This window comes from Aeromonas sp. 600948 (assembly GCF_049174875.1).
Lineage (GTDB): Bacteria > Pseudomonadota > Gammaproteobacteria > Enterobacterales > Aeromonadaceae > Aeromonas > Aeromonas veronii_A.
Window position 1 is genome coordinate 23,604 of record NZ_JAAKTY010000002.1, and the last position, 25,818, is coordinate 49,421.

18 protein-coding genes are annotated in these 25,818 nt (G+C 61.4%); 5 read left to right on the forward strand and 13 right to left on the reverse strand.

Annotated elements, in window-relative coordinates:
• Positions 1 to 13: 13 nt before the first annotated feature.
• The 3 genes from G5182_RS01855 to pykF all read right to left on the reverse strand — a co-directional run bounded on the left by G5182_RS01855 (position 14) and on the right by pykF (position 6,021).
• A complete protein-coding gene (locus tag G5182_RS01855; RefSeq protein ID WP_227342250.1) occupies positions 14 to 946 on the reverse strand; it encodes a GGDEF domain-containing protein in 933 nt (310 codons plus the stop codon).
• A gap of 182 nt (positions 947 to 1,128) precedes the next feature.
• Positions 1,129 to 4,458 (reverse strand): mechanosensitive channel MscK, encoded by a 3,330-nt coding sequence (gene mscK, locus G5182_RS01860; protein ID WP_227342251.1) that lies wholly within the window; start codon positions 4,456 to 4,458, stop codon positions 1,129 to 1,131.
• Positions 4,459 to 4,608: 150 nt separating this feature from the next.
• On the reverse strand, positions 4,609 to 6,021 hold the full coding sequence (gene pykF, locus G5182_RS01865) for a pyruvate kinase PykF (RefSeq protein ID WP_031227651.1): 1,413 nt from the start codon (positions 6,019 to 6,021) through the stop codon (positions 4,609 to 4,611).
• Between the two features lie 308 nt (positions 6,022 to 6,329).
• Between pykF and G5182_RS01870 the strand changes: the two genes are divergently transcribed.
• Positions 6,330 to 6,572, forward strand: a complete 243-nt coding sequence (locus G5182_RS01870) for a hypothetical protein (protein ID WP_227342253.1) — start codon at positions 6,330 to 6,332, stop codon at positions 6,570 to 6,572.
• A gap of 167 nt (positions 6,573 to 6,739) precedes the next feature.
• A complete protein-coding gene (locus G5182_RS01875; RefSeq protein ID WP_040065863.1) occupies positions 6,740 to 7,504 on the forward strand; it encodes a DODA-type extradiol aromatic ring-opening family dioxygenase in 765 nt (254 codons plus the stop codon).
• An 89-nt stretch (positions 7,505 to 7,593) separates the two neighbouring features.
• On the opposite strand, the gene G5182_RS01880 is transcribed toward G5182_RS01875, so the two are convergent.
• From G5182_RS01880 to G5182_RS01890, 3 genes are all read right to left on the reverse strand, one after another.
• On the reverse strand, positions 7,594 to 11,355 hold the full coding sequence (locus G5182_RS01880) for an AAA family ATPase (protein WP_421254145.1): 3,762 nt from the start codon (positions 11,353 to 11,355) through the stop codon (positions 7,594 to 7,596).
• Complete coding sequence (locus G5182_RS01885; protein ID WP_227342256.1) at positions 11,355 to 12,578, reverse strand: exonuclease SbcCD subunit D C-terminal domain-containing protein; 1,224 nt, start codon at positions 12,576 to 12,578, stop codon at positions 11,355 to 11,357. The genes G5182_RS01880 and G5182_RS01885 overlap by 1 nt, the downstream gene beginning before the upstream one ends.
• A 103-nt stretch (positions 12,579 to 12,681) precedes the next feature.
• The gene (locus tag G5182_RS01890) at positions 12,682 to 13,110 is read right to left on the reverse strand and encodes a GNAT family N-acetyltransferase (protein ID WP_216978334.1); all 429 of its coding nucleotides are present in this window, start codon (positions 13,108 to 13,110) and stop codon (positions 12,682 to 12,684) included.
• A gap of 179 nt (positions 13,111 to 13,289) precedes the next feature.
• Here G5182_RS01890 and rdgC point away from each other — a divergent pair, with 179 nt between their 5' ends.
• Positions 13,290 to 14,201, forward strand: coding sequence for a recombination-associated protein RdgC (rdgC, locus tag G5182_RS01895; protein WP_005347467.1), 912 nt, complete (start codon positions 13,290 to 13,292; stop codon positions 14,199 to 14,201).
• Between the two features lie 191 nt (positions 14,202 to 14,392).
• Positions 14,393 to 16,174, forward strand: coding sequence for a gamma-glutamyltransferase (ggt, locus tag G5182_RS01900; RefSeq protein ID WP_227342257.1), 1,782 nt, complete (start codon positions 14,393 to 14,395; stop codon positions 16,172 to 16,174).
• A gap of 64 nt (positions 16,175 to 16,238) precedes the next feature.
• Here the strand turns inward: ggt and G5182_RS01905 are convergent, their stop codons facing one another.
• Both G5182_RS01905 and G5182_RS01910 read right to left on the reverse strand, forming a co-directional pair.
• Positions 16,239 to 16,709: an FKBP-type peptidyl-prolyl cis-trans isomerase gene (locus G5182_RS01905; RefSeq protein WP_005347462.1), complete on the reverse strand. Its 471-nt coding sequence runs from the start codon at positions 16,707 to 16,709 to the stop codon at positions 16,239 to 16,241.
• 174 nt (positions 16,710 to 16,883) lie between these two features.
• Complete coding sequence (locus G5182_RS01910) at positions 16,884 to 18,032, reverse strand: sodium:phosphate symporter (protein ID WP_005338243.1); 1,149 nt, start codon at positions 18,030 to 18,032, stop codon at positions 16,884 to 16,886.
• A gap of 249 nt (positions 18,033 to 18,281) precedes the next feature.
• Here G5182_RS01910 and G5182_RS01915 point away from each other — a divergent pair, with 249 nt between their 5' ends.
• On the forward strand, positions 18,282 to 18,656 hold the full coding sequence (locus tag G5182_RS01915; RefSeq protein ID WP_227342259.1) for a hypothetical protein: 375 nt from the start codon (positions 18,282 to 18,284) through the stop codon (positions 18,654 to 18,656).
• A 94-nt stretch (positions 18,657 to 18,750) separates the two neighbouring features.
• Here G5182_RS01915 and G5182_RS01920 read toward each other — a convergent pair whose 3' ends face one another.
• The 5 genes from G5182_RS01920 to G5182_RS01940 all read right to left on the reverse strand — a co-directional run bounded on the left by G5182_RS01920 (position 18,751) and on the right by G5182_RS01940 (position 25,479).
• On the reverse strand, positions 18,751 to 20,097 hold the full coding sequence (locus G5182_RS01920; RefSeq protein ID WP_021230506.1) for an APC family permease: 1,347 nt from the start codon (positions 20,095 to 20,097) through the stop codon (positions 18,751 to 18,753).
• Entirely contained in the window at positions 20,097 to 20,237 is a 141-nt protein-coding gene (locus tag G5182_RS01925) for a hypothetical protein (RefSeq protein WP_005338239.1), read from the reverse strand. Before G5182_RS01925 ends, G5182_RS01920 begins: the two co-directional genes overlap by 1 nt.
• Positions 20,238 to 20,884: 647 nt before the next feature.
• Positions 20,885 to 22,234, reverse strand: a complete 1,350-nt coding sequence (locus G5182_RS01930) for an APC family permease (RefSeq protein ID WP_227343014.1) — start codon at positions 22,232 to 22,234, stop codon at positions 20,885 to 20,887.
• A gap of 367 nt (positions 22,235 to 22,601) precedes the next feature.
• Positions 22,602 to 23,891, reverse strand: a complete 1,290-nt coding sequence (gene gabT / locus G5182_RS01935) for a 4-aminobutyrate--2-oxoglutarate transaminase (RefSeq protein ID WP_227342261.1) — start codon at positions 23,889 to 23,891, stop codon at positions 22,602 to 22,604.
• Between the two features lie 124 nt (positions 23,892 to 24,015).
• Complete coding sequence (locus tag G5182_RS01940; RefSeq protein WP_227342262.1) at positions 24,016 to 25,479, reverse strand: NAD-dependent succinate-semialdehyde dehydrogenase; 1,464 nt, start codon at positions 25,477 to 25,479, stop codon at positions 24,016 to 24,018.
• Between the last annotated feature and the right edge of the window lie 339 nt (positions 25,480 to 25,818).

Genomic DNA, 25,818 nt, shown 5'->3' on the forward strand with positions numbered 1-25,818 from the left:
TCTGGCTATCAGGCTATTGTGCCGAGATGACCACCCGGTTACGTCCCTGCTCCTTCGCCTGATAAAGGGCCCGGTCTGCCATCATCAGCAGATAGTCGATGCTCTCCTGACCCTTCATGCTGGCACACCCCAGACTGATGGTTAGCGCGATCTGTTTTCCTTGCCATGGCAAGCGGGTGGTACTGACATGCTGGCGCAGTTGTTCGGCGCGCCGTGCTGCCTGTTCAATGCTGCAGTCTGGCAGGATCAGCAGGAACTCCTCCCCGCCCCAACGGGCCAAACTCTCCCCCGGCAACAGCTGGCCCGCCATGGCGTGGGCGACGGCGCAGAGCGCGGCATCGCCCGCAGGGTGGCCGTAGCGGTCATTGACCTGCTTGAAATGATCGATATCTCCCAGTACTACCGAGAGGGGCTGGCCCTGCAACCAGAGAGCCTGCAGCTGTTGCTGTGCGCCACGCCGGTTGGTCAGTTCGGTGAGGGGATCGGTGCAGGAGAGGCGGCTCACCTCTTCTACCATGCATTGCAGGTCGTGGATATCGCGAAAGGTGACGATATGGCTATCCGGGATGGCATCTGCCCCCAGCTGGGCAGTGACGATAAACCAGCGCGACTGACCGCTCTTGCAGCGGATCAGCGCAGGCATTTCGGCGACCTCCAGCCCATGGTGCAGGCTCTGCTCTATCTGGTTATGCCAGGCCTGAATTACCGAGTTGCGATAGCTCTCATCGGGATAGGCGAGGTGAAACCAACTCTCCATGTCCGGCAGATCCTGCAGCTCATAGCCCAGCTGTTCGCGAAAGGCCCTGTTGAGGAAGAGATGGCGACGCAGGGGGATCCGGTCGAGTGACATATGACCCTGGCTGGCTGTCGACTCGGACACCAGGATTGGGAGCGGGATCACATCAAAGGAGCGAAACAGAATGTGCTCTAGTTGTTGGTCATCCATGGGCGAAAACGCGGCTCCCTGCTCTCCCGTTCGTCAGCCTACATTAGGTGAGAGACCGCAGCGGGTAAACTCATTTATCACTCTCCGGTGGTTGCCTGAGGGGACGATCGTAGCAACGGGAACATAAAAAAGCCGCTCACCTGGGTGAGCGGCTGTTGTCATCAGATCAGTGCAGTTCGCTATCAGGCTGGCTGCTTGCCATCTTCCGCGGGAGGTGGCAGAGCGGCGGAGTTGGACTCCACCTTCTGCTCTTCGCCCTGCATGTTCTTGATGTAGACATCCATCTGGTTGAAGGCGATCTCGATGCCGTTCTCGCGGAACAGCTGGTCGATCTTGCGGTTCAACTCGTCTACCGCCGGGTTGCGATCACCCAGTTCGCTCACGAAGAAGCGCAGCTCGTGATCCAGAGTGCTGGCGCCAAAGGTGAGGAAGTAGACGATGGGGGCTGGGTCTTTCAGCACCCGGCTGTTTTCGTCGGCCGCCTGTTTGAGCAGGGTGCGGGTCAGCTCCAGATCCGAGCCGTACGCCACGCCCACCCGCACGATCACCCGGGTGACGGTGTCACTCAGCGACCAGTTGATGAGCCGTTCTGTCATCAGCTGCTGGTTGGGGATGATCACCTCTTTGCGGTCGAAGTCGGTCAGGGTGGTGGCGCGAATGCGGATCCGCGAGACGGTACCGGAGAAGGAGCCGATGGTGACGGTGTCACCGATCCGCACCGGACGCTCGAACAGGATGATGATGCCGGAGACGAAGTTGGAGAGGATCTCCTTCATGCCGAAACCGATACCGACTGACAGACCACCCGCTACCCACTGCAGCTTGTCCCACTGCACGCCCATCATGGAGAGAGCGGTGAGGGAGCCAAAGCCGATCAGTACGTAGTTGAGCATGGTGGTGATGGCGTAGGCGGTCCCCTGAGCCAGGTTGAGCTTGGAGAGCACCAGCACCTCCAGCAAGCCCGGCAGGTTGCGCGCCAGTGACCAGGCACCGCCGAGCAGCAGGAAGCCGATCAGCACGTCACTCAGGCTGATGGGGAACAGCACGGCGTTGGCGCCAGTGCCTTCGCTGCGGTGCCACAGCACCATGCTGTCGAGGTAGGAGAAGACCGCGACCAGATCGGACCAGAGCCAGTAGAAGGCGACGCCGAAGATCAGCATCAGCACGGTACGGGTCAGACGCAGGGACTGCTGGCTGACATCCTCCAGATCCATGGGCTGCTCTTCGATGGATTCGCCCCCTTCCGCATCTTCCGAAGATTTGTGCTCACGCTTGGCCACCGCACGGCGGTAGGCCAGACGACGTGCTGCCAGCTCCAGACCACGCAGGGCGGTGCGGTAGACCAGGCTCCAGATGATGATGAGGTAGAAGGATTCGATCAGGCGACCGGTGAGCTTCAGCGCGGTGTAGTAGTAACCGAGCACCGCCAGCACGATCAGCGCCACCGGCGCCAGCGCCAGGGCGATGGCGATCAGCGACTTCTGCATGCTCGCCTCGCCCTTGATGCGGGCGCGGGAGATGGGGAACACCAGATAGGCGGCCAGCCCCAGCAGGGTCAGGGTCATAGCCTGACCGATCACGTCGTTGCCCAGGGTGGAGGGTTCAACCACCGCCTTGGTTGCGAGCATGATGAGCGGCAGCAGTGGCAACCAGATGTAGCGCATGCTGTTGCGCTTGGCCTGCAGCTCCGCTTTCGGGATCCGGAAGTGGGTTTCGGCGATGCCACCCGGGCGCATCACCGCCAGATAGACGCTGAACACCAGATAGCCGAGGGCGAGGTTCAGGGTGATTTGGAACATCAGCTTGGGACTGAGCAGACCGCAGTAGGTGAGCAGCAGACCGCCAGCGAGAATGAACATGCTGCCCGGCAGGCGTTGCAGCACGGTATAGAGCAGGGCGCGCGGGGTGTGCCACTGGCTGTCCTGACGGAAACGGCCAAGGTCCTTGGTGATCTTCTTCTCGCGCTCAACCAGCGCCGGACGTTTCCAGACCAGCAGGCCGCCGATCAGCAGCAGCGGGAAGGCGAGCAGGGAGATCCCCAGCAGCTCTTCGCGCCAGCGTTTCCAGTCCGGTTTCAATACCCAGTCGGAGGCCTGTTTGTAGGCCTGGGCGGGCCAGCTGATAAACCACTTGCTGTCGATGGGCTTGTTGCTGCTTACCCAGAAGATGTGTTGCTGCAGGGTAAATTCGATAGAGGCATAGACCCGCGCCAGCTGCTGCTGGGTCAGCTGCAGGCTGATGGCGTTGGTGAGCTGGCTGTCGAGCTGGCGGTTGAGCTGATCGAGCAGATTGATGCGGGTGTCGAGCAGCTTGGCAAGGCTCTCTTTGTCCTCCTCGCTCACCGGATCCTTGCTGCCGGCGATCAGATTGTCCAGATAGAGGTTCTTCTGGAACAGCTGGTCACGCTGCTGGCTCAGTTCAAACTGGGCCAGATGGAGATCGGCGATCTGCTCTTCCAGGTTTTTGACGGCGATGGTGGGGGCCGCCTCCAGCTGCTGATAGAGCTGATAGAGGATGCGCGACAGCAGCAGATTGCCCTTGAGCATCTGCACCTGTTCATTGAGGTTGCGCTCGGTCTGGATGCCGCGCTCCAGCCAGCTCTTGGCTTGCAGGTTTTTCTGGACCAGCGAGTTGAGGCTGGTAGTGGCACCGATCAGCTGCTGGCTGAGCTGGTGGTTGAGCTCCTGCTCTTTTTGCACCAGCGGGCTGTCTTCGGTCGCCACCAGTTCACCGGTCTGCTCGGCGGTTTTTTCGGTGTCGCCGAGGCGCTTGGCGCTGCTCTGATCCTGCAACAGCTGCAGTTTCTGCTCTTCGCTGGCGAGACGGGCGCTCTGGTAGTCGCGCTGCTTGATCGCCAGATCCTGCATGCTGGTACGGTTATCCAGCTCCTTTTGCAGGTGGGCCAGTTGCAGGTCGAGCAGGGCCAGCTCGGCACCGAGCTTCATCTTCTCGGCGCTGGAGACGCTTTCACCTGCGTTGAGGCGGCTGCGGATCTCCTGACTGCGCTGGTAGGCACGGCTCATGCTGGCCTGGGCTCGCTCCGGCAGTGTCTGCAAGCTGGTGAGCTGGCTGCCGATGGCGCCGAGGGCCTCCTGGGCCGCCTGCATGTTGGCCAGCACTTCCGGCTGACGGCTGTCGAGTTCTGCCAGACTCATGCTGGCGTATTCGCTCTTGATCTGCTCTGCACTTTTGCCCTTGGTCAGGGCATCGAGCTTGGCGCTGATCTCTCTGAGTTCGGTGGGCAGGTTGCGGATCCGCTGGGCCTGGGTCTTGGCCTTCGCCTCCTCCTTGTCGATGTTGTCGAGCAGGCCGAGGGTTTCGGTCAGCAACTTCTGATCTGCTTGCTGACTGACGGTCAGGGTCTCTGATTTACCCAGACCATCCAGCGCTCGCTGAACTGCGTTGCGAGAGGGGACATCTTGCGCCATGGCTTGCGGGACGCAGAGGCTGGCGAGGAGACAGAGCAGCGGCAACAGGGTGGCCGAGACTCTTTTAAAACGTATTGAGGGCATATAACTTCCGGGTTATTACGCGATATTCGGGAGATTTCCCGCATAGATTAAATTCGCGTGGATTCTAACACCGGGCTTGTCAGGTAAGCAGGGGGGAGGGACAAAAAAAACGGCGCCCGCAGGCGCCGTTTTCAACTCGTTCAGCTCTGATTAAAGAACGTGAACAGAAGCGGTGTTGGTGGTGCCGCTCGGTACCAGAGCACCGGAGACCATCACAACCACGTCACCTTTCAGACCCATGCCGATTTCCAGCGCGGCTTCTTTACCGATGCGATAGAAATCGTCGGTAGAGGCGATGCTGTCAACCACGTGAGCAACCACACCCTTGGTCAGAACCAGCTGGGCAGCAGTTTTCTTGTTGGTGGTGATAGCCAGGATCCAGGCTTTCGGGAAGTACTTGCGAATGGCCTTGGCAGATTTGCCGCCTTCGGTAGCAACCACGATCAGCGGGGCGTCCAGCTTCTCGGAGGTCTCTACGGCGCCTTTACATACGGCTTCGGTGATGCGCAGCTTGTTGCTGTCGTTTGCAGCAGACAGGTTGGACGGCATCACGGCATCGGTACGCTCGCAGATGGTGGCCATGATGGTCACGGCTTCCAGCGGGTACTTACCCTTGGCGGATTCACCGGACAGCATGACTGCGTCGGTACCGTCCAGGATGGCGTTGGCCACGTCACCAGCTTCGGCGCGGGTCGGACGCGGGTTCTTGATCATGGAGTCCAGCATCTGGGTGGCAGTGATAACCACTTTGCGGGCTTTGTTGCACTTGGCGATGATCATCTTCTGGGCGAAGATAACTTCTTCAACCGGGATCTCTACACCCATGTCGCCACGAGCAACCATGATGCCGTCGGAAACAGCCAGGATCTCGTCGAAGTTGTCCAGACCTTCCTGGTTTTCGATCTTGGAGATGATCTGGATGTTCTCGCCACCGTGGGCTTTCAGGTGCTCACGGATTTCCAGAACGTCTTCTTTCTTGCGGATGAAAGAAGCAGCAACGAAATCAACGCCTTGCTCGCAACCGAAGATCAGGTCGCGCTTGTCTTTCTCGGCCAGGGCCGGCAGCTTGATGGAGACGCCCGGCAGGTTAACGCCTTTGTTCTCGCCCAGGTCACCGTTGTTCAGCACTTTACAGATAACTTCGCGCTCGGTGATTTCGATAACGTCCAGACCGATCAGGCCGTCATCAACCAGAATGCGGTTGCCGACGCGCAGATCGTTGGCGAAACCTGCATAGGTCACAGCCACTTTGTCTTTGTTGCCAACCACGGTCTGGTCGGTGGTGAAGGTGAAAGTCTGGCCAGCGACCAGCGCGACGTCGTTGCCGCCTTCCAGCTTCATGGTACGGATTTCCGGACCCTTGGTGTCCAGCAGGATAGCTGCGTGCTTGCCGGTCTCGGCCATTACAGCGCGCAGGTTGCTGATGCGGCTGCCGTGCTCGGCGTAGTCACCGTGGGAGAAGTTCAGGCGCATGACGTTCATGCCGGCGTCCAGCATTTTGGCCAGCATTTCTTTGGATTCGGTCTTCGGACCGATGGTGCAGACAATTTTGGTCTTTTTCATGTCAATCTTCATGGTTAAGGAATTTCCGCCGAGCAATATACACCAGTTTTTGGAATCTTTTTATGATCCAGAAACAACGTTTTGACCAGATAACGTTTTCTTTTCAGGGATAACGTTTTCCTGTGAGTCACATTTTAGAGCATACGGCCACAGGTTCGGGCTGAAGGGATACAAATGTTGCCATCTGTGGTTGTTTGGCCGGGTTGAGGTTCAGATGTTGTAAAATGACCACCCGTCCGCTGTCACCGTCTTGTCACCGGCTTGCGCAAAAATGTTAGTTCATTGGCGCACGGGTGAAGGAGGCCGAGATGAAAAACAGCCATGAAACCGGATGGGCTCTGCTCTTGCTGGGCGCCGCCCTGCTGCTGGTTCAGACACTGCCAGCCCGCTACTGGCCTGATAATGCGCGACTGCTGGCGATTTTCTCCCATCCGGTGAAAGGGGAGGTGGCCGCCGAGGGATTGGCGTGGCGAGAGTGGCAGGATCACAGTGCAGCGACCCGGATGGCGCTTCGCGCAGTCCGACTGCAGCCGGAAGCGTCGCAGCCTTGATATCTATTGCTGCTTACCGGTCGTGAAAGCGTGAAATTATCAACCATTGGTTGATAGTTCTTATCTATCTTGCTGGATTGTCCACCTTTCATGGCGGGAGGATAATCGATTCCAACAGCGATATCCCCTCCGGTATCGCCCCCTGATACTTTGTTGGAGTCTGCTTTATGTCCCTCGCCCCTGTCTGGTTTATCTCCCACGGCGCACCGGATCTGGTGCTGCGTGAGCAACCCGCCACCCGCTTTCTGCGAACCCTGCGTCTGGGTGAGCTCAAGGGGCTGGTGGTCATCTCCGCCCACTGGTTCAGCCGCGAGCTACAGATCAACGTCGAGCCCAAACCGGCCTTGATGTACGACTTCTATGGCTTCCCCGAGCCCCTCTACCGGATGCGCTGGCCTGCCAGCAGCCCCGAGTGGCTGCAACAAGGGGTGAGCGACCAGCTGGCACTGGCCGGACTGACCGCCACCCCGGTGCGGCGCGAGCTGGATCACGGGGTCTGGTCGCCGCTCTCCCTGATCGACCCAAACAGCGAGATCCCGCTGGTGCAGATCTCCATTCCCGCCAGCTTCACCCCGGCCCAGTTGTGGCAGTTGGGAGAGGTGTTGGGGGCGTTGCGCAGTCAGGGGATTGGCATCCTCGCCTCAGGCGCCATCACCCACAACCTGCGGGCGCTGGCACCGGAAGGCTCGCCGGTGCCGGAGTGGGCCAGCCAGTTTGTCGACTGGCTGGAGCAGAAGATGGCCGACGAGGATCGGCTGGCGCTGCTCGACTATCGCCAGCAGGCTCCCGGTGCGGTGGAGTCCCATCCCCACGACGACCACCTGCGCCCGCTCTTTGTGGCGTTGGGGGCGGCCGACGGTGTGGCGCCCACCCGGCTGCACGAAAGCTGGGATGGCGGCAGCCTCTATATGGGCGCCTACCGCTTCGGCTGATAGCCTCTCAACAAGACCCCGCCAATTGGCGGGGTCTTGTTATTTACGGCGTGGTGGACCGATGGTAGTGGTGATTGAGCCGAAGGCTCTCAGGGAACCACTACCCGGCTCTCGCCGCCGCCGAGGGCTTCGACTCTGATCTGCACGCCAATCCGCTCTACAAGCGTCTGAACGTGGGAGATGACCCCGATCTGGCGACCGGCGGCCTGCAGGGAGTCGAGGCTGGCGAGCGCCAGATCCAGACTGTCTGGATCGAGCGTGCCAAACCCTTCGTCAATAAACAGCGACTCGACCTGGGTCTGCCGTGACGAGAGGCTGGAGAGGGCCAGCGCCAGCGCCAGCGATACCAGGAAACTCTCGCCACCGGAGAGGGAGTCCACCGAACGCACCTCGTCCCCCATGTCGAGATCCACCACTTGTAGCGCCAGATCGGTGCCGGGTACCCGCTCCAGCCGGTAGCGCGGTGATAGCTCGGCGAGCTGGGCGTTGGCCTCCAGCAGCAGACGCTCGAGGGTGAGGCTCTGGGCGAAGGTGCGGAACTTGGCGCCGTTGGCTTGCCCGATCAGATCGCACAGCTGCTGCCAGTGGTCGGCCACTGTCTGCTGGGCGGCCAACTCCTGTTGCAGGCTACCCGCCTTGAGAGCGGCGGCTTCGGCCTGTGCCAGTTTGCTCTTGCACTCGAACAGCTGCTCTTCAAGGGCGCGACAACGGGCATCGAGTGCCGCCAGTTGATCGCTCAGCTCTGCATCCGGCAGGGCGGCCAGCTCGGGGTGGTGCTCGCGATAGCGATCCCGCTTGCTCTCCTCCAGTGCCAGCGCCCGTTGCCGCTCGGCAAGGCGGGTGCGCGCCTCGCCAAGGGCATCTTCCAACCCTTGCAGGGCAGAGCGGCGAGCCTTGAGTTCATCGGGGGTGATGGCGAGCAGGCGGCGCAGGTCGTACTCGGCAATGCCAAGGGTGCTGGCGTGGGCGGCCCAGCGGCCCAGCACCTCCCGCTTGCGGCGGCTGCTGGTCTGCTTTTCCTGCTCCACATGGGTGAGGCGGGTTTTGAGCTCGGTCTGCCGCTCCCGCAGAGCGCGGGCGCCACTTTGCATCAGCTCCAGTTCGCTGGCGAGTTGTTGCAGACGCTGTTGCCAGCGGCTCTCGACCAGCGGGATCTCCTCGCCACCGAGACAACCGCTGCGGCTGGTGAGCAGCCCCTGCCGTTGCTGTTCGTGCTCCTTGTAGTCCCGCTCGAGTTTGTGCAGCAGCTCGCGCTGAGTCTGCAGGCGTGCCTCCTGCGCGCTCAGGGCGGGGGTGAGGCTGGCGATCTCGCTGGCCAGACGCTCCCACTCGCTCTGGCCGTGCAGCCAGGCCTCGCAGGCTCGCTGCCACTCGTGCCACTCGTGCCACTGCTGGCTGCCGAGCCACTGGCGCCACGGTTGGCCGCCCATCTGCTCGTCGAGGCGGTGGGCGCCTTGCTCAAGGCGCTGGCGCAGGGTCGCCTCCTGCTCGCCCATCCCCTTTACTTCCCCTTCCAGCGCGATGCGCTGGCGATCGGCCTCCTGCCACTGCTGGTCAAACTGCTGGTGCTGGGCAGCCAGTTGGCTCAGTTGTTGACGCACCCCTTGCAGCTGTTGTTGGCCAAGCTGGGCCTGACGCAGCAGCTGCTGGCTCTGGGCCAACCCCTGCTCCAGCGCCTGGCCACGGCCAAGCAGGGTGCTCATCAGCTCGTTCCACTCAATGGGGCTTTGGCGCAGCGGCAGCGAATGGCCGAGCAGGGTATCGCCCCCCAGCTGTTGCCAGCGCTGGGTCAGCTGCTCGGCGCGGGTTTCCAGCTCCGGCAGATGTTGCTGGCGCACCGCCAGCTGGCGGGCCAGCTCCTGACGCTCGCTCTCGCACTGGATGTATTGATGATTGAGCCGCTCCCATTCGAGTTCGAGGCTTCTGACCCGCTCCGCCAGCTGACCTAGGATCCCCGCCACCTGGGGCTGGCTCTGGCTGTAGGGGTGCTCCACGGAACCGCACAGCGGGCAAGGTTCGCCATCGCTCAGGATATGGCGATACTGCTCGAAGCTGGCGATGGCGCGGGACTGCTCCAGCGCGTGGCGCGCCTCATCCCGCTGCAGGGCGAGCCGCTCGCGGGCGGGGGCCAGCTCTTCGCCGAGGGTGGCGAGCTTGCCAAGGGCCTGCTCCAGCTGGGCAATCTCCTGTTGCAGGCGGGTATGCTGCTCGCCGTGGTTGCGGCCGTAATCGGCCAGCTCCAGCAGCTGGCGCAGCTGGCCCAGCTGTTCGGTCTGTTGCTGCCACTGCTCCTGCGCCTTGGCGAGGCGGCTCTCCCACTGCTGCTCCTGCAGCTCGTTCTGTTGCTGTTGCAGCCGAGCTTGTTCATGTTGCCAGTAGTCGCGCTCTTGCTGGCCTTGCTCCAGCTGGCGCTGCAACTGTTGCAGGGCGCGCAGCTTGTGATCCCGCAGGGTGAGCAGCTGTTGTAACTTGTCGGCATCCTCTGCCCAATCCTGCATGGCGGTGAGCAGGGGTTGCCACTGACGGGCCACCGGTGCCAGCTCCTTATGCTCTTCGAGCCAAAGGCCCCACTGCTGGTGCTGCTGCTTGAGCAGTTCTACCTGTCGGCTCTGCTCGCGCCAGCCCTGCTCCAGCGTGAGTTGCACTTCTCGCTCCTGTGCCCCCTCCTGCTGGATCTTCTGCAACTGCTGCACTTTTTCCCGGAGGCGGGTATCGAGCTCCTGCGCCCGCTTGAGTTCGGGTTGCAGGGCACCCCATTCCCGCTCGGCGGCGATCTTCTCCGCCAGCAACTGCTGTTCGGTCAGCGCGCTCTGCTGGGTCTGCTCCTCGAGTTTGGCCAGCTCAGGCCCCAGCTCGGCGATCACCTTCTCCTGCTGCTGTACCTCAAGGGTGAGGCGGGCCAGCTCGTCGTGATCGGCGCGGGCCACCTGGGCCTGTTCGGCACGGGCAAACTCCTCGCGCTCGGGGGCCGCGGCGCCGTGGGCCTGCAGGGCGGCATCGAGCGCCGCCTGTCCCTCGGCGCAGCCCTGCAGCTGGGCTGCAATGCGACTGTTGAGGTCGCGCAAGTCCTGCATCAGCAGCTGCTGTTGCTGCTCGTGCTTGAGGGTGGTGGAGAGGCTCACCTGCTGGCTTACCCACTGTTCGCGGGTCGCTTCATCCATCAGCGCCACGTCGCCGAGGCGCTGGGCGATGGTGGCCAGCTTCTGCTGTTCTTCCCGCGCCCGTTCATAGGTCTGGATGGAGATGGCAGAGTAGAGTTCGGTGCCGGTCATCCGTTCGAGCAGGGCGGAGCGCTCGTTGGCATCCGATTTGAGGAAGGCGGCAAATTCCCCCTGCGGCAGGATCACCGCGCGGCGGAACTGCTCCCAGGAGAGACCCACCAGCTCGTCGATGCGATCCTGCAGCTCCCGCTTGCTGCCGGAGAAAACCTGCCCTGACTCCACATCGGTCAGGGTTCGCTCCTGCGCCTGAAAACGCCCCTCCGAGCGGTTTCGCGCCCGGCGCACCGCCCAGCGGGCCAGCCAAATGCGGCCATCGCAGCCACGAAACTGCACCTCGGCAAAGCCGCTGGCGTGGCCGCGACTGAGGATGCCACGCACGTCGTTGGCCTTGAGCTTCTCTTCGTCATCCATGCGGCCCACTTCGGCCACGTTCTTGCGATTGGCAATAAAGCGCGGCATCTCGTCGTAGAGGGCCAGACAAATGGCGTCGAGCAATGTGCTCTTGCCCGCGCCAGTGTTGCCGGTGATGGCAAACAGACCGGCGGCGCCGAGCGCCCCCCTGGTAAAGTCGATGGTGAAGGGGCCGGTCAGACTGGCCAGATTCTCACCTGACAGAGACAAGATTTTCATTAGTTTGACTCCTTCACCTGCTCCAGGATCTCTTCAAACGAGGCGACCAGTTGTGCTTCGGGTTCCCCCTCGAACTGGCGCTGATAGCAGAGGCGAAACACCTCGGTGGGGGAGAGCTCATCGAGCCTGCGCCGCTCGCGACCATCGGCCAGCCCTTCGCCCGAGCCCTGATACTGGGTGCTGATGCGGGCCAGACGCACCGGTTTGTCTGCGATTGCGGCGAGAATGCGCTCGCGGATGCGCGCTTCTGGCTTGGGCAGCAGCAGCCGCACTTCGAGGAAGGGTTGTGCCTCTTGTGGACAAGCAGGCAGCTCGAGCGATGCGATGGCTTGGAGTGCGTCGTCGAGGCTGCTCTGGGGCAGGCGGATCATCTCCACCGCGCGGGGTACAGGGATCCGCTCCAGCCCGGCCAGTTTCCCCTCTGAAAAGGTCACTTCCAGCACCTGATGGTTGTAGTTGGCTTCGGCCAGCGAAAGCGGCAGCGGCGAGCCGCTGTAGTGCACCCCCTCGGCCGGGCTCTGGGCCAGATGGAGGTGGCCGAGCGCCGTGTAGTCGGCACCGGCAAAGAGTTCGGCAGGCAGTGCGTGTTGGTTGCCGCCGAGCACCCGCCGCTCCGACAGCTCAGAGAGCTGGCCCGCCGCCAGATAGGCATGGCCCATGGCGATGAGCGGCAGACCCTCCCCGCAGCGGGCGCGCCCTTCGGCCAATACCTCGGCGTAGATTTGGCGTACCCCTTCGATCAGCCGGTCCTGCCCTTCTTCCAACGGCTCCACCCGCAAGTCGCTGCTGCGCAGGAACGGCACGGCGGCGCACCAGGCGGCAATGTTGCCCTCCTTGTCTTGCAGCGGTACCAGCAGGCGGTCGGTCTCGAGCTTGCCCTCACTGTCGCGACTGATGCTGCCCACCAGATGCAGATCAAAGGCGCGCAGCAGCTCGTGGGGGGCATCGAGCTTGGAGGGAGAGTCGTGGTTGCCGCCGATCAGCACCATGTTGAGGTGGGGCATCTCGGCGCGCAGCCGCGCCAGAAAACGGTAGAGTTGTTGCCAGGCGCTGGCGGGCGGATTGGCGGTATCAAACAGATCGCCCGCTACCAACAGGGCGTCGATCTCGCGCGCCTTGAGGGTGTCGCTCAGCCAGTCGAGGAAGGCATCGTGTTCAAAACGGCGGTCATGACCATGGAGTTGATGGCCAAGATGCCAGTCGGCGGTATGGAGGATTTTCATTGGAAAGCAGCTCGGTTGCAGGGACGGTGCCTATGGCACCCGATGGAGACAAGATGAGGATGCCCCGTGCTTTTTTCAAGTAAAACAGCGGTCTGTCATCAGTTCATGCGGGTTCGCAGCACATCTTGTACTGGGGGTGACCGGTGAGAGGATCGGACTCTTCACCCTTGATGACGAAACCGTGGCGACGATAGAAACGTACCGCCTGATCGTTCTCGACGAAGACCCGGGCGTAGAGCGACGCCCCCTGACGCTTGGCCTCCTGCAGCAGGGCGTGGCCGACACCGCGACCCTGACGGTCGGGACGCACAAAGAGGGCGGCGAGATAGTTGTCCACCAGCGCCATAAAGCCGAGCAGATCGCCGCGCTCCTCGAACACCCAGATGGCGGCACGATCGAGATAGCGGGTACGCAGATCCTCCTGGGCCTGCCACCAGCAGGAGGCATCGACGAAATCGTGGGCCTGCAGGGAGGCCAGCAGCCAGATTTCGACGATCTCTTCCATATCTTCCGGGCGACTGGGCCGCAACATAAATCCATCCTTGGTAACAACTTGTACACTCGCAGTCTAGGGGAACTTGACGGCCGTTCAGGTGATATAAATGAGACCCTGTGAGGTCGATCGCCCTTTATTTAGCGAGAATGATTGGCTGATCACAAAGCGCCTCTCTAGTACAATGCCCGCCGGACAATCTAGAGACCGAGGACGCCATGTGGTTTAAAAACCTGCAGATTTATCGCTTTACCCGCCCCTTTGACCTGACCGTGGATCAGCTGGAAACCCAGCTGGAAGCCTGTGCCTTCACCCCTTGCGGCAGTCAGGACATCTCCCGTTTCGGGTGGGTCAAGCCCCTTGGCAAATTCGGCTCAACCCTGACCCACTCTGCCTCCGGCCACATCCTCATCTGCGCCCGCAAAGAGGAGAAGATGCTCCCCGGCACCGTGGTCAAGGAGATGCTGGCCGAGAAGGTAGAAGCGATCGAGTTCGAACAGGGACGCGCCCTCAAGAAGAAAGAGAAGGAAGCGCTGAAAGAGGAGATCCTCCACACCCTGCTGCCCCGTGCCTTCAGTCGTACCAGCCAGACCTTCGCCTGGATCAATCCGGCCGACAATTTAATGGTGGTGGATGCAGGTTCTGCCAAGAAGGCGGACGATCTGTTGGCGCTGCTGCGCAAATCCATCGGCTCCCTGCCGGTGGTGCCGGTGGCCCTCAAGAACCCGCCCGAGATCACCATGACCGAGTGGCTGAACGAGGGCAATCTGCCCGCCTCCTTCACTCTGGAAGACGAAGCCGAGCTGCGCAGTGCCATGGAGCACGGCGGCATCATCCGCTGCAAGCAGCAGGATCTGATGACGGATGAAATCAAGAACCACCTGGCCAACGACAAGCTGGTGACCAAGCTGGCCCTCAACTGGGGCGAGACCGTCAGCTTCGTGCTGGGGGATGATCTCTCCATCAAACGCCTGAAATTCAGCGAAGAGCTGCGCGAGCAGAACGACGATGTCACCAGCGAAGATCCGGCCGCCCGTCTGGATGCGGACTTCGCGCTGGTCACCGCCGAGCTGTCCCAGTTTATCCCGGCGCTGTTTGCTGCCCTGGGTGGCGAAGAGCAGTCCATCTAACCGGACTTGCGCCTGTTTGGCCTCTGCCATTCCATCGTAAAAACCGCCTTCGGGCGGTTTTTTTATATCTATTGCGGATTGCCATTATTGATAGATGAGTAAGATATTGATCTGGTTCAATAACTTGAGCTGTCAGCGCCAATCGTGACATAGTCCCTCTTCATGGTCATAAAACAGACAAGGAGAGTGTCATGTTGCGCAAACCTCTGGGGCTGGCTGTCGCCCTTGCCCTGCTGGCCGGTTGTGCCAGTGACAACGGCTTTCACTACACCCCGCCAGCCCAGACCCTGATCGCACCCGAAGCCGCCAGTGGCTGGACCGACAAACAGGGCTGGCAGGGCCATGATTTCATGGTGGCGGCCGCCAACCCGCTGGCGGTGGATGCGGGCTACCAGATCATCAAGGCCGGTGGCAGTGCTGTCGATGCCGCCATTGCGGTGCAGTTGGTGTTGACGCTGGTGGAGCCGCAATCTTCCGGGATCGGTGGCGGGACGCTGCTGCTGGTGTGGGATGGCCGCAAGGTGAGTGCGGTGGATGGCCGCGAGATGGCGCCGGCTGCCGCCACCGACCAGCTGTTCATGCAAGAGGGCAAGCCGCTGGCGTTTTATGACGGGGTGGTCGGGGGCCGCTCGGTCGGCGTTCCCGGCACCTTGCGCGCCCTGGCGCTGGCCCATCAGCGTTATGGCAAGCTACCCTGGGCTGCGCTGTTCCAGCCCGCCATCACGCTGGCAGAACAAGGATTTGTGATAAGTCCACGGCTGGCCACATTGCTGGCCAAGGATCCCTATCTGGCACGGGATCCGCAGGCGCGTGCCTACTTCTATCAGGCGGATGGTCGCCCCAAAACGGCAGGCACCCGGCTGACCAACCCGGCGCTGGCCAAGGTGCTGCGCACTCTGGCTACAGAGGGGGCGGATGCCTTCTATCGGGGGCCGCTGGCGGATGCCATGGTGGCCAAGGTACGCCAGCATCCCACCAATCCCGGGGTACTGGCGGCCACCGATCTGGCCAGCTATCAGGCCAAAGTGCGGGATGGCCTCTGCTTTGACTATCGCCAGAGCAAGATCTGCGGTTTCCCCGCCCCCTCGTCCGGCACCCTGGCGCTCGGCCAGATTTTCGGCATGCTGGAGAGCCGCGATATGGCTGCCCTCAAGCCGATCACCACCAAGGAGGGGGGACTGGCTGCTTCCAGCGAGGCTATCCACCTCTACAGCGAAGCGGCGCGTCTCGCCTTCGCCGATCGCAACCAGTACGTCGCCGACAGCGATTTTGTCAGCGTGCCAGTGAAGGGGCTGTTGGACAAGGGCTATCTGGCCGAGCGGGGCAAGCTTGTCGGTCAGCACTCCATGGGGATTGCCAAGCCCGGCACGCCGCCACTAGCGCAGGCACGCGGCAAGGATGCGACTCCGGAACGCCCCTCGACCAGCCATGTCTCGATCGTCGACAAGGCGGGGATGGCTATCTCCATGACCAGCTCCATCGAGGATGGTTTCGGATCGCGTCAGATGGTCAACGGCTACCTGCTCAACAACCAGCTCACCGATTTCTCCTTCACCTCGGTAGATGCTGCCGGTCTGCCGGTGGCAAACCGGGTGGAGCCGGGCAAGCGGCCCCGCTCCTCCATGTCACCCCTGCTGGTGTTTGACAAGCCAAGCGGCGAGCTGACCATGACGCTGGGCTCGCCGGGAGGCTCCGCCATCATCAACTACGTGGGCAAGACCCTGCTCGGCACCCAGGATTGGGGCCTGAACCTGCAACAGGCCATCAACCTGCCCAACTTTGGCAGCCGCAACGGCCCCACCGAGCTGGAAGCGGGACGCACCCCCATGTCGGTGGTCGAGGGATTGAAGGCGAGGGGACATGAGGTGGTACTGAACGAGCAAACCTCCGGCCTGCAAGGGGTTGAGCGCAATGGCGGTGGCTGGTTTGGCGCAGCGGATCCGCGCCGGGAAGGGATCGCCAAGGGGGAGTGAGGTTTCCATAGCAACAAGGCCAGCATGATGCTGGCCTTGTTGTTGATGGAGCATGACGGAGCGGTTACTGGATACCCAACAGCTCCACGTCAAAGATCAGGACGGATCCCGGCGGGATTTTGCCCGCGGCGCGGTCGCCGTAGGCGAGGTTGGCAGGGATGTAGAAACGGGTCTTCTCACCTTCCACCATCAGCTGCACCCCTTCGGTCCAGCCTGCAATCACCTGATTGAGGCCAAACTCGATGGGCTCGCCACGGGCGACCGAGCTGTCAAAGACGGTACCGTCCAGCAGCTTGCCCTCGTAATGCACCTTCACCTTGCTGGTGGCGGTGGGGTGAACGGTGCCGGTGCCCGGGGTCAGCACTTCGTACTGCAGGCCGGAGGCGGTGGTGGTCACCAGCGGCTTTTCCTTGTTGCTGGCGAGGAACTCGGCGCCAATCCGCACGTTGTCGGCCGCCAGCTTCTTGTTGTTGCTGCTGGAGTAGAAGTAGTAGGCCACACCGGCGATGAGCAGCGCGATCAGTATGAATTTCATCGGTTTTTCCTGTTCCATGAAATGTAAAAAGTGCAATGAGGACGCCATCTTATCGCGCACCGCCCCTGATGGCGAGCCACAGGGCGGGAGGATGTGAGCGGGCAGGCAAAGCTCGGAGACGCAGACGCAAAAAGGGGCGAGTCGGTGACTCGCCCCTTGTCATGGCTGCGGCGCTTACTTGGCGGCCACCATCATCAGGGCGGGCAGGGCGAAGAAGAGACCCGTCACATAACCCAGAGCCAGCAGCTTGTTCTCGCTGCCTACCCGGGCCAGCCCCTCGGCGGCGCGCACCGGCAGGTCGCGCAGGAAGGGGATGCCATAGATGATGACCACGGCAAAGAGGTTGAACAGCACGTGGACCAGCGCGATGGTCAGGGCCAGCTGGGCACCGGCTCCACTGATGGCGGTGGCAGCCAGCAGGGCGGTGATGGTGGTCCCGATATTGGCCCCCAGGGTGAAGGGGTAGAGCTGACGGGTGCTGAACACGCCGCCGCCGGCCAGCGGGATCATCAGGCTGGTGGTGGTGGAGGAGGACTGCACCATGATGGTCACCAGCGCGCCGGAGGTAATGCCGGTCAGTGGGCCACGGCCCAGCGCCTTGTGCAGCACCTCTTTGGCGCGGCCAACCAGTACCTGTTGCAGCACTTTGCCGAGATACGTGACGCAGGCGAGGATCAGCAGGATACCGATGATGATAGTGGCGATGGCAGCGCCCTTGCCTGGCAGGAAGGCAACGGCGCTGTCAATCAGCTGCTGGGCCGGTGCGGTCAGCGGCTTCATGAAGTCCATGCCCTTCATCGACATGTTGGCGGAGCCTACCAGCAGGTTGGCCAGCCACTCGGCGCTGTGTTGCAGCAGACCGAACATCAGCTCCAGCGGCAGGAAGATGAACACCGCCAGCAGATTGAAGAAGTCGTGCACGGTGGCGGCGGCGAAGGCGCGGCGGAACTCGGCGCGATCCCGCACATGGCCCATGGAGACAATGGTGTTGGTGATGGTGGTGCCGAGGTTGGCACCCATCACCATGGGGATGGCCATGCTGATGGGCAGGCCGCCAGCCACCAGACCGACGATCACCGAGGTGACGGTGCTGGAGGATTGCACCAGCGCGGTAGCGAGAATACCCAGCAGCAGGGCGACAAAGGGGTTGTTGGCAAAGGCGAAGATCTGGGCTGCGCCCTCGGCGCCGCCGGAGAAATCTTTGAAGCCGTGGGAGATGGCGCCCACGGCAACCAGGATCAGGTAGACCAGTACGATGACACTCATCCAGTTGAACAGGGCGCGGGTCGCGGGCGGCTGTGACAAGGAGTGATGGTGTTGCATAAAGCCTCTTGAGACGGTCGTTCCGTCTTGGGTTGTTGATGACCCGCGCATTTAATCAATGGTTAATGACAGAAATATGACAACGTGACATTTCGATGATGTTTTTATGACGACGAACTGCGGCGACAGGCGCTGACCGAGCCGGTTAGCTCTGGGGTGGCAAAAGGGGGGACGAAAGCACTGCCGCCTTGTCAGCCGGAATGTGATCGCTACACTGCGCCCCTTTATTGGCAAGCAGGAGTAAACAAGATGATGCGTGCATGGATCCTCTCTCTGTCGCTGGGGCTGCTCTCGGCAGGGGCACAGGCCAGCCTGTTGAAAACCGACTGCAACCTCGACAAGGCCCTCAAAAACGAAGCGGTGAATGCCACTCTGGGAGTCAAGGGCAACTGTGATACCAGCAAGCTGGTGAAGCAGGAGAAAGAGAAGGTGAAAGCTGAGGTGCAAAAAGGCCGCAACGACCTGCTGGGCGAGAAGCGTGCCGACCTCAAGGAGAGCGGCAACGGTATGCAGCAGAAGATGGACAAGGCAAACCAGCAGCTGCACAAGGCGGAGCAGGATGCCAAGAGCATCGCTCGCGATCCGCTCAAGGCTGCGGCGACCGCCGTACTGGATAAGCAGTAAGCAGACCGGGCCCAAGCCCGTGTGACCGGCCACAGACCGGCAGCAAGAAGGGGAGCTATGGCTCCCCTTCTGTCTATCCGTTATCCGTAAAGGATCAGGCGTCAGCCGCTTCCTCGTACTGACGGAACGGGATGCGGAACACCGCCAGACGCAGGAACAGATAGGTTGCGCCGAGGCCCGCCCAGATCAGGCCCAGCTCCAGCGAGCTCTGCTCCAGGTTGATCCACAGAGCACCGATGGTGGCGGCGCCGAGCAGCGGCATCAACAGGTAGATGACGTGATCCTTGAGGGTCTTGTTGCGCTTCTCGCGTACCCAGAACTGACCGATCACCGACAGGTTGACGAAGCTGAACGCCACCAGTGCGCCGAAGTTGACCAGCGCCAGCGCGGTATCCAGATCAAACGACACGGCGGAGAGGGCCAGACCGCCCACCATCAGCACGTTGATGGCCGGGGTGCGGTATTTCGGGTGGATGTAGCCAAACACCCGCTCCGGGATCATGCGATCACGCCCCATCACGTAGAGGATGCGCGACACACCGGCGTGAGCCGCCATGCCGGAGGCCAGTACCGCGACCGTGGTGCAGACCAGCACTACGGACTGGAAGAAGGTGCCGCCAACGTAGAGGGCGATCTCCGGCAGTACCGCATCCGGATGCTGGAAGCGGGCGAGGCTCGGGAAGTAGAGCTGCAGGCAGTAGGAGACCACCACGAAGATGATGCCGCCGATAAGGGCTGTCAGCACGATCGCTTTGGGGATCACCTTGCCGGCGTTCGGGGTCTCTTCGGAGAGGGAGCTCAGACCGTCAAAGCCCAGGAACGAGAAGCAGAGGATGGTGGCACCGGTAAAGAGCGGTACCAGCTGTGCTGACTCGAAGTGGAACGGACGGCTGCTCATCAGGGTGCCAGCCCCTTCACCGTGGTAGATGCCCCATGCCATCAGGCCGATAAAGAGGGTGATGATGGCCAGCTGGATCACCACGATCAGACCGTTGAAGTTGGCCACCAGATTGATGCCGCGCAGGTTCAGGAAGGTCATCACGGTCACCAGACCGAAGATGAACACCCAGGGCTCGACGCCCGGGAACATGGCGGTCAGGTAGATCTTGGCCAGCAGAATGTTGATCATCGGCATGAACATGTAGTCGAGCAGGGATGACCAGCCGACCATGAAACCGACGTAGGGGTTGAACACCTTCTGGGCATAGGTATAGGCAGAGCCCGCAGAGGGGAACTTGCGTACCAGATGACCGTAGCTGAAAGCGGTGAGCAGGATGCCACCCAGAGCCAGCAGATAGGCGGTGGCGACCCGGCCATCGGTGATGTCACCGACGATGGCGAAGGTGTCGAAGACAGCCATGGGGGTCAGATAGGCCAGACCCATCACAATCACTTGTGTCAGGGTAAGGGTCTTGAGCAGCTTGGCGTTTTGCGATGCCATTACGCTTTCTCCTCAATCAGTGCCGCAGCACGTGCTTGCAACGAGCGCAGGGATACGATGGATTCGCAAGCCTGTACATCAAGGGCGCCGGGGAGGCGCATACCGGGCTGTACCGGCAGGAAAGCATTAAAACGCCCCATTGTTATCCTCTCAACGTCGGGAGATTGTTTGGCAATCTCGGATATCACTTCCGGAAATGTTCCGGCCTCTTGTGGTGGGTTTGTACTGCACTTCAAAATAGAAAAACCGATGTCGCAGTGAACATCGGTTCTTTATTGGCGGCGTATTGTGCATTCGGTCAGCCCCCTTGACAAGCAAAAAAGGGCGGATTAACGCATTTTTTTGCATACGCAGGGGGCGGGTAAGTGGTCACTCGCCCCCGGCAGCCGTCCCCGAGCCGCTCCCCCCTTTTCGGGGGGGAAGAGAACCCTGTCGTAACGTATGAAAAGTCGGCAAATTGGGGCTGCAGGGTGCATAGCGCCTCAACATTGATCCTGATCATATTTGCCGGCGTTCCCCCGGGCTCGAGTCCAGCGATCTTATCGGCTGGCGGGGGATGGGAGGGGGTGAAATGGAAAAAGAGTGATTGCATATCCATTCACATTAGTGACTAATGATAGGAGGCGACGCGGCTCGGGCCATGGCACGGCGAGCTGTCCGGCTGGGTAGTTATTTGAAATCAGTCACACTTCCTGCAGAAACCGCGTTTCTGGCAACCAGCTCGCCGCAAAAACAACAAGGAGCCCGCAGGCTCCTTGTTTTGTATGGCGGTATGGTTGAGCCGCGATTACTGGGCGATCTCCACCTTGTCAGCAGGTTGTAGCGGGATGCGGAACACGGTGAGGCGCAGGAACAGGTAGATGGCACCCAGCGCCGCCCAGATCAGCCCCAGCTCGAAGGAGGCGGGTTCCAGATTGAGCCACAACACCCCGATGCAGGCGGCGCCACAGAGCGGCAGCAGCAGGTACATCAGGTGATCCTTGAGACACTTGTTGCGGCCTAGCTTCACATAGAAGTGGGCAATCACCGCCAGATTGACGAAGGTGAAGGCCACCAGGGCGCCAAAGTTGATCAGTGCCAGTGCCATCTCGAGATCGAACGATACCGCGGAGAGGGCCAGCAGACCGACCAGCAGCACATTGCATGCCGGGGTCTGCCACTTCGGATGCACATAGGAGAAGAAGCGACTCGGCAGAGCGCGATCACGACCCATTACATAAAGCAGGCGCGACACCCCGGCGTGAGAGGCGAGTCCCGAGGCCAGCACCGCCACCGTAGTGCAGACCAGTACCACCGCCTGGAACAGTTTGCCACCGACATAGAGAGCGATCTCCGGCAGGACTGCATCCGGTTGCTTGAAGCGGGAGATGTCCGGGAAGTAGAGCTGCAGGAAGTAGGACGTGCTGACAAACAGCACACCGCCGATCAGCGCCGTCAGCACGATGGCGCGGGGGATCACCCGATCCGCGTCCGGTGTCTCTTCCGACAGGGTGCTGATGGCATCAAAGCCGAGGAACGACAGACAGAGGATGGAGGCACCCATCAACAACGGCGAGATGTTGATCTGCTCGGAGAAGAAGGGACGGCTGCTGGCCACGGTCCCCAACCCTTCACCGTTGTGGACGCCCCAGGCGATCAGGCCGATGAAGACGGCGATAATACTGAACTGCATGATGACGATCAGGCTGTTGAAGTTGGCCACCAGCTTGATACCGCGCAGGTTAAGGGCGGTCATCACCGCCGCCAGACCAAAAATATAGGTCCAGGGCTCCACCTCGGGGAAGAGAGCCTGCAGATAGATCTTGGCCAGCAGCATGTTGATCATCGGCATGAACATATAGTCGAGCAGGGAGGTCCAGCCCACCATAAAGCCGACATAGGGGTGAAACACCTTCTGGGCATAGGTATAGGCGGAGCCTGCCGACGGGAACTTGCGTACCAGATGGCCGTAGCTCAGGGCTGTGAACAACATGCCGATGAGGGCAAAGAGGTAGGCGGTCGGCACATGGCCTTCGGTAATTTCGGTGACGATGCCGAAGGTATCGAATACCGCCATGGGAGTGAGGTAGGCAAGACCCATGACCACGACCTGCCACAGTTTCAGGGTCTTTTTCAGACCAACCGGTTGGGCGTTCATCATGCCTGTTCCTCACGCGGTGCCAGGGCGGCACACTCCATCAACGAAACCGGGAGAGAGGCCCGGGAATCAAGGGCGCCGGGGTGGCGCGCGCCGGTCAGAGCCGGCAGGAAAGCATAGAGATGCCCCATGTTGTTCCTCACAGAATGTGGTGTCGGGAGATTGCTGCCAATCTCGCTATCTTTTCCGGGGGTTATCCGGCCTCGTTTATGGGTTTGTTCGCTGCACAAAAAAGGACCGGTGAGATGTGGTGATACCGGTCCTTGCAGTGGCGGCGCATTGTGCATTTGCAGGGCCCCCTTGACAAGTAAAAAAGGGGGGCGAAACTGCATTTTTTTGCACAGGTTAGCGATTGCTTTCCTGCTGGTCAGTCCAGCACGGCCTCCAGCGATTTTTCAAGGAGTCGCAACCCTTCGTCAATCACTGCCGCAGGGGTGGTCAGGGGGGCGAGAAAACGGATGACATTTGCGCGCACCCCGCATGAGAGCAGGATCAGACCGCGCTTGCCCGCCTCGGTCACCAGACGTTTGGTTAGGTCGGGATCGGGCCGGCTGGCATCACGTTGTTTCACCAGTTCCATGGCCACCATGGCTCCGGGTCCACGAATTTGACCTATGCAGTCAAAACGCTCGGCTATGCGTTCCAGTCCCGCCTTGATCTGCTCACCTTGCGCCTGGGCCTTCTGGTTGAGCTGCTCCTCTTCGATCACCTGCAACACCGCCAGCGCGGCGGCGCAGGCAATGGGGGAACCGGCATAGGTGCCACCCAGGCCCCCCGGCTTGGCGGCATTCATGATCTCTGCCTTGCCGACTACTGCAGAGAGCGGGAAGCCCCCCGCCAGACTCTTGGCCAGGGTCATGATGTCCGGCTCGATGCCGGCATACTCGGTGGCGAAGGTCTTGCCGGTGCGGCAGAAGCCGCTCTGGATCTCGTCACAGATGAGCAGAATGCCGTGCTGATCGCAGATGCTGCGCAGCTTTTGCATAAAGCTCGCGGAGGCAGGATAGAAGCCCCCTTCTCCCTGTACCGGCTCGATGATGATGGCGGCAACGCGGGAGGGTTCGATGTCGGCGCTGAAGCAGAGATCGAGGGCGTGCAGGGCATCCTCTTCACTTACCCCCAGATAGTCGGCGGGGAAGGGGATGTGGTAGACCTCACCCGGGAAGGGGCCAAAGCCGGTCTTGTAGGGGACCACCTTGCCGGTGAGCGCCATCCCCATCATGGTGCGGCCGTGAAAGCCCCCCTTGAAAGCGATGGTGCCGCTGCGACCGGTATGGGCGCGGGCGATCTTGATGGCGTTCTCGACTGCCTCGGCACCGGTGGAGAGAAACAGGGTGCGTTTCGGAGTCGGGCCGGGCACCAGGGCGTTGAGCTTTTCGGCAAGCTCGATATAGCCCGGGTAAGGGGTGACCTGAAAGCAGGTGTGGCTGAATTTTTCCAGCTGCTCGCGCACCGCCGCCACCACCTTCGGGTGGTTGTGGCCGGTGTTGAGCACGGCGATGCCGGAGGCAAAGTCGATGTAGCGGTTGCCCTCCACATCCCACAGCTCGGCATTTTGCGCACGGTCGATAAAGACCGGCAGCAGGGTGCCGACGCCGTTGACCACGGCCGCTTCACGGCGTGCTTGCCACGCCTTGTTTGATTCTGACTGACTCATCTTTCCTCCCTGAGGGGCCGCAGCCCCGGATATTCCCTGAAAATGTGGTGGGCGATCTGGCGCCCATTACCGCCGAACAGCCCATCGGGCCAGATCGGCGGCCTGTCGTCTCTGTTTTACTGCCCTAGCGAATGGCGCCAAAGCAGAGATATTTGGTCTCCAGATACTCCTCCAGCCCCTCGGCGGCCCCTTCCCGGCCCAGACCTGACTCCTTGATGCCGCCGAAGGGAGCCAGCTCAGTTGAAATGATCCCCTCGTTGATGCCGACCATGCCGTACTCCAGCTGCTCGGCGACGCGCCAGACACGGGCGATATCGCGGCCATAGAAGTAGGCGGCGAGCCCATAAGGGGTATCGTTAGCCAGCGCGATGGCTTCAGCTTCCGTCTCGAAGCGCACCAGCGGGGCGACCGGGCCGAAGATCTCCTCCTGCAGGATGGGGTTGGTTTTATCCACCTTGCCCAAAATGGTGGGTTGGTAGAAGAGGGGGCCGGCGGGGTGGGCTTCGCCCCCCAGCAGTACTTCGGCACCGGCGGCGACTGATTGCTGCACCAACTCGGCTACCTTGCTGGCGGCGGCGGGGTTGATGAGCGGGCCGATCTGGGTGCCTTCCGCCATGCCATCTCCCACCTTGAAGGCTCTGACGGCAGCGGTCAGCTTCTCGGCGAAGGCGTCATAGATACTGGCCTGCACCAGAATGCGGTTGGCGCAGACGCAGGTTTGCCCGGCGTTGCGGTATTTGGAGGCGAGTGCCCCGGCCACGGCGGCGTCGAGGTCGGCGTCGTCAAAGACGATAAAGGGGGCGTTACCGCCCAGCTCCAGCGACAGCTTCTTCATGGTGTCGGCGCACTGGCGCATCAGCAGCTTGCCGATGCGGGTGGAGCCGGTGAAGGAGAGCTTGCGCACCACCGGATTGCTGCACAGCTCGTTGCCCACAGCGCTCGCCTGATGGCTGGTGACGATATTGATGACACCGGCGGGGATGCCCGCCTGCTCGGCCAACACCGCCAGCGCCAGCGCGCAGAGCGGCGTTTCTGCGGCGGGTTTGATGACGATGGTGCAACCCGCTGCCAGCGCAGGGCCCGCCTTGCGGGTGATCATGGCAATGGGGAAGTTCCACGGAGTGATGGCGGCGACTACCCCGACCGGCTGCTTGATGGTGGCCAGCCGGCGATCGCCGCTAAAACCCGGGATGGTGCGGCCGTAGGCGCGCTTGCCCTCCTCGGCGAACCACTGGATAAAGCTGGCGCCATAGGCCACCTCGCCCTTTGCTTCCGCCAGCGGCTTGCCCTGCTCGCAGGTCATGATGCGCGCCAGCTCGTCGCTATGGGCTGTGATGGCGGCAAACCAGGCGTAGAGCTTGTTGCTGCGCTCCTTGGCGGTCAGCGCAGCCCAGGCGGGTTGCGCCGCGTGGGCGGCCGCGATGGCGCGGCGGGTATCCTCGGCATCCATGTCGGGCACCTGGGTAATGACGGCCCCGCTGGCAGGATTGGTCACCTCGAAGGTGCGGCCGCTGGCGGCCTCGCACCAGTGACCAGCTATATAGGCACGGGATTTGATCAAGCTTTGATTGGAACTGGTAGCGGACATGGCAAGCCTCGATGATGAAACCTGGCAGCAAGGTGGCGATGATGCGGCTCATCCTGTACTGCTGCCGTATAAAATAATAAGCACAGAGAGACCATAAATTGAGCGCAAATGTTTTTCAAGTGTTAAATATATTTGAATTGTTGGTGTGTTGCATGCTAGAAATTGGGCTGTGTAGCGCAGTTTAACCAGATGAACAGGGTATCGCACGATAAGTGGTGTGCAAAATAATGAACGCCAGGCTGTGTAAGATAGCAAACAGTGATGCCATGGCTGGTCCGCTATTTTAACCAGTGGCAACAGGGAGGTGGCCAATGTACCAACGTGACAAGGGAATCGATG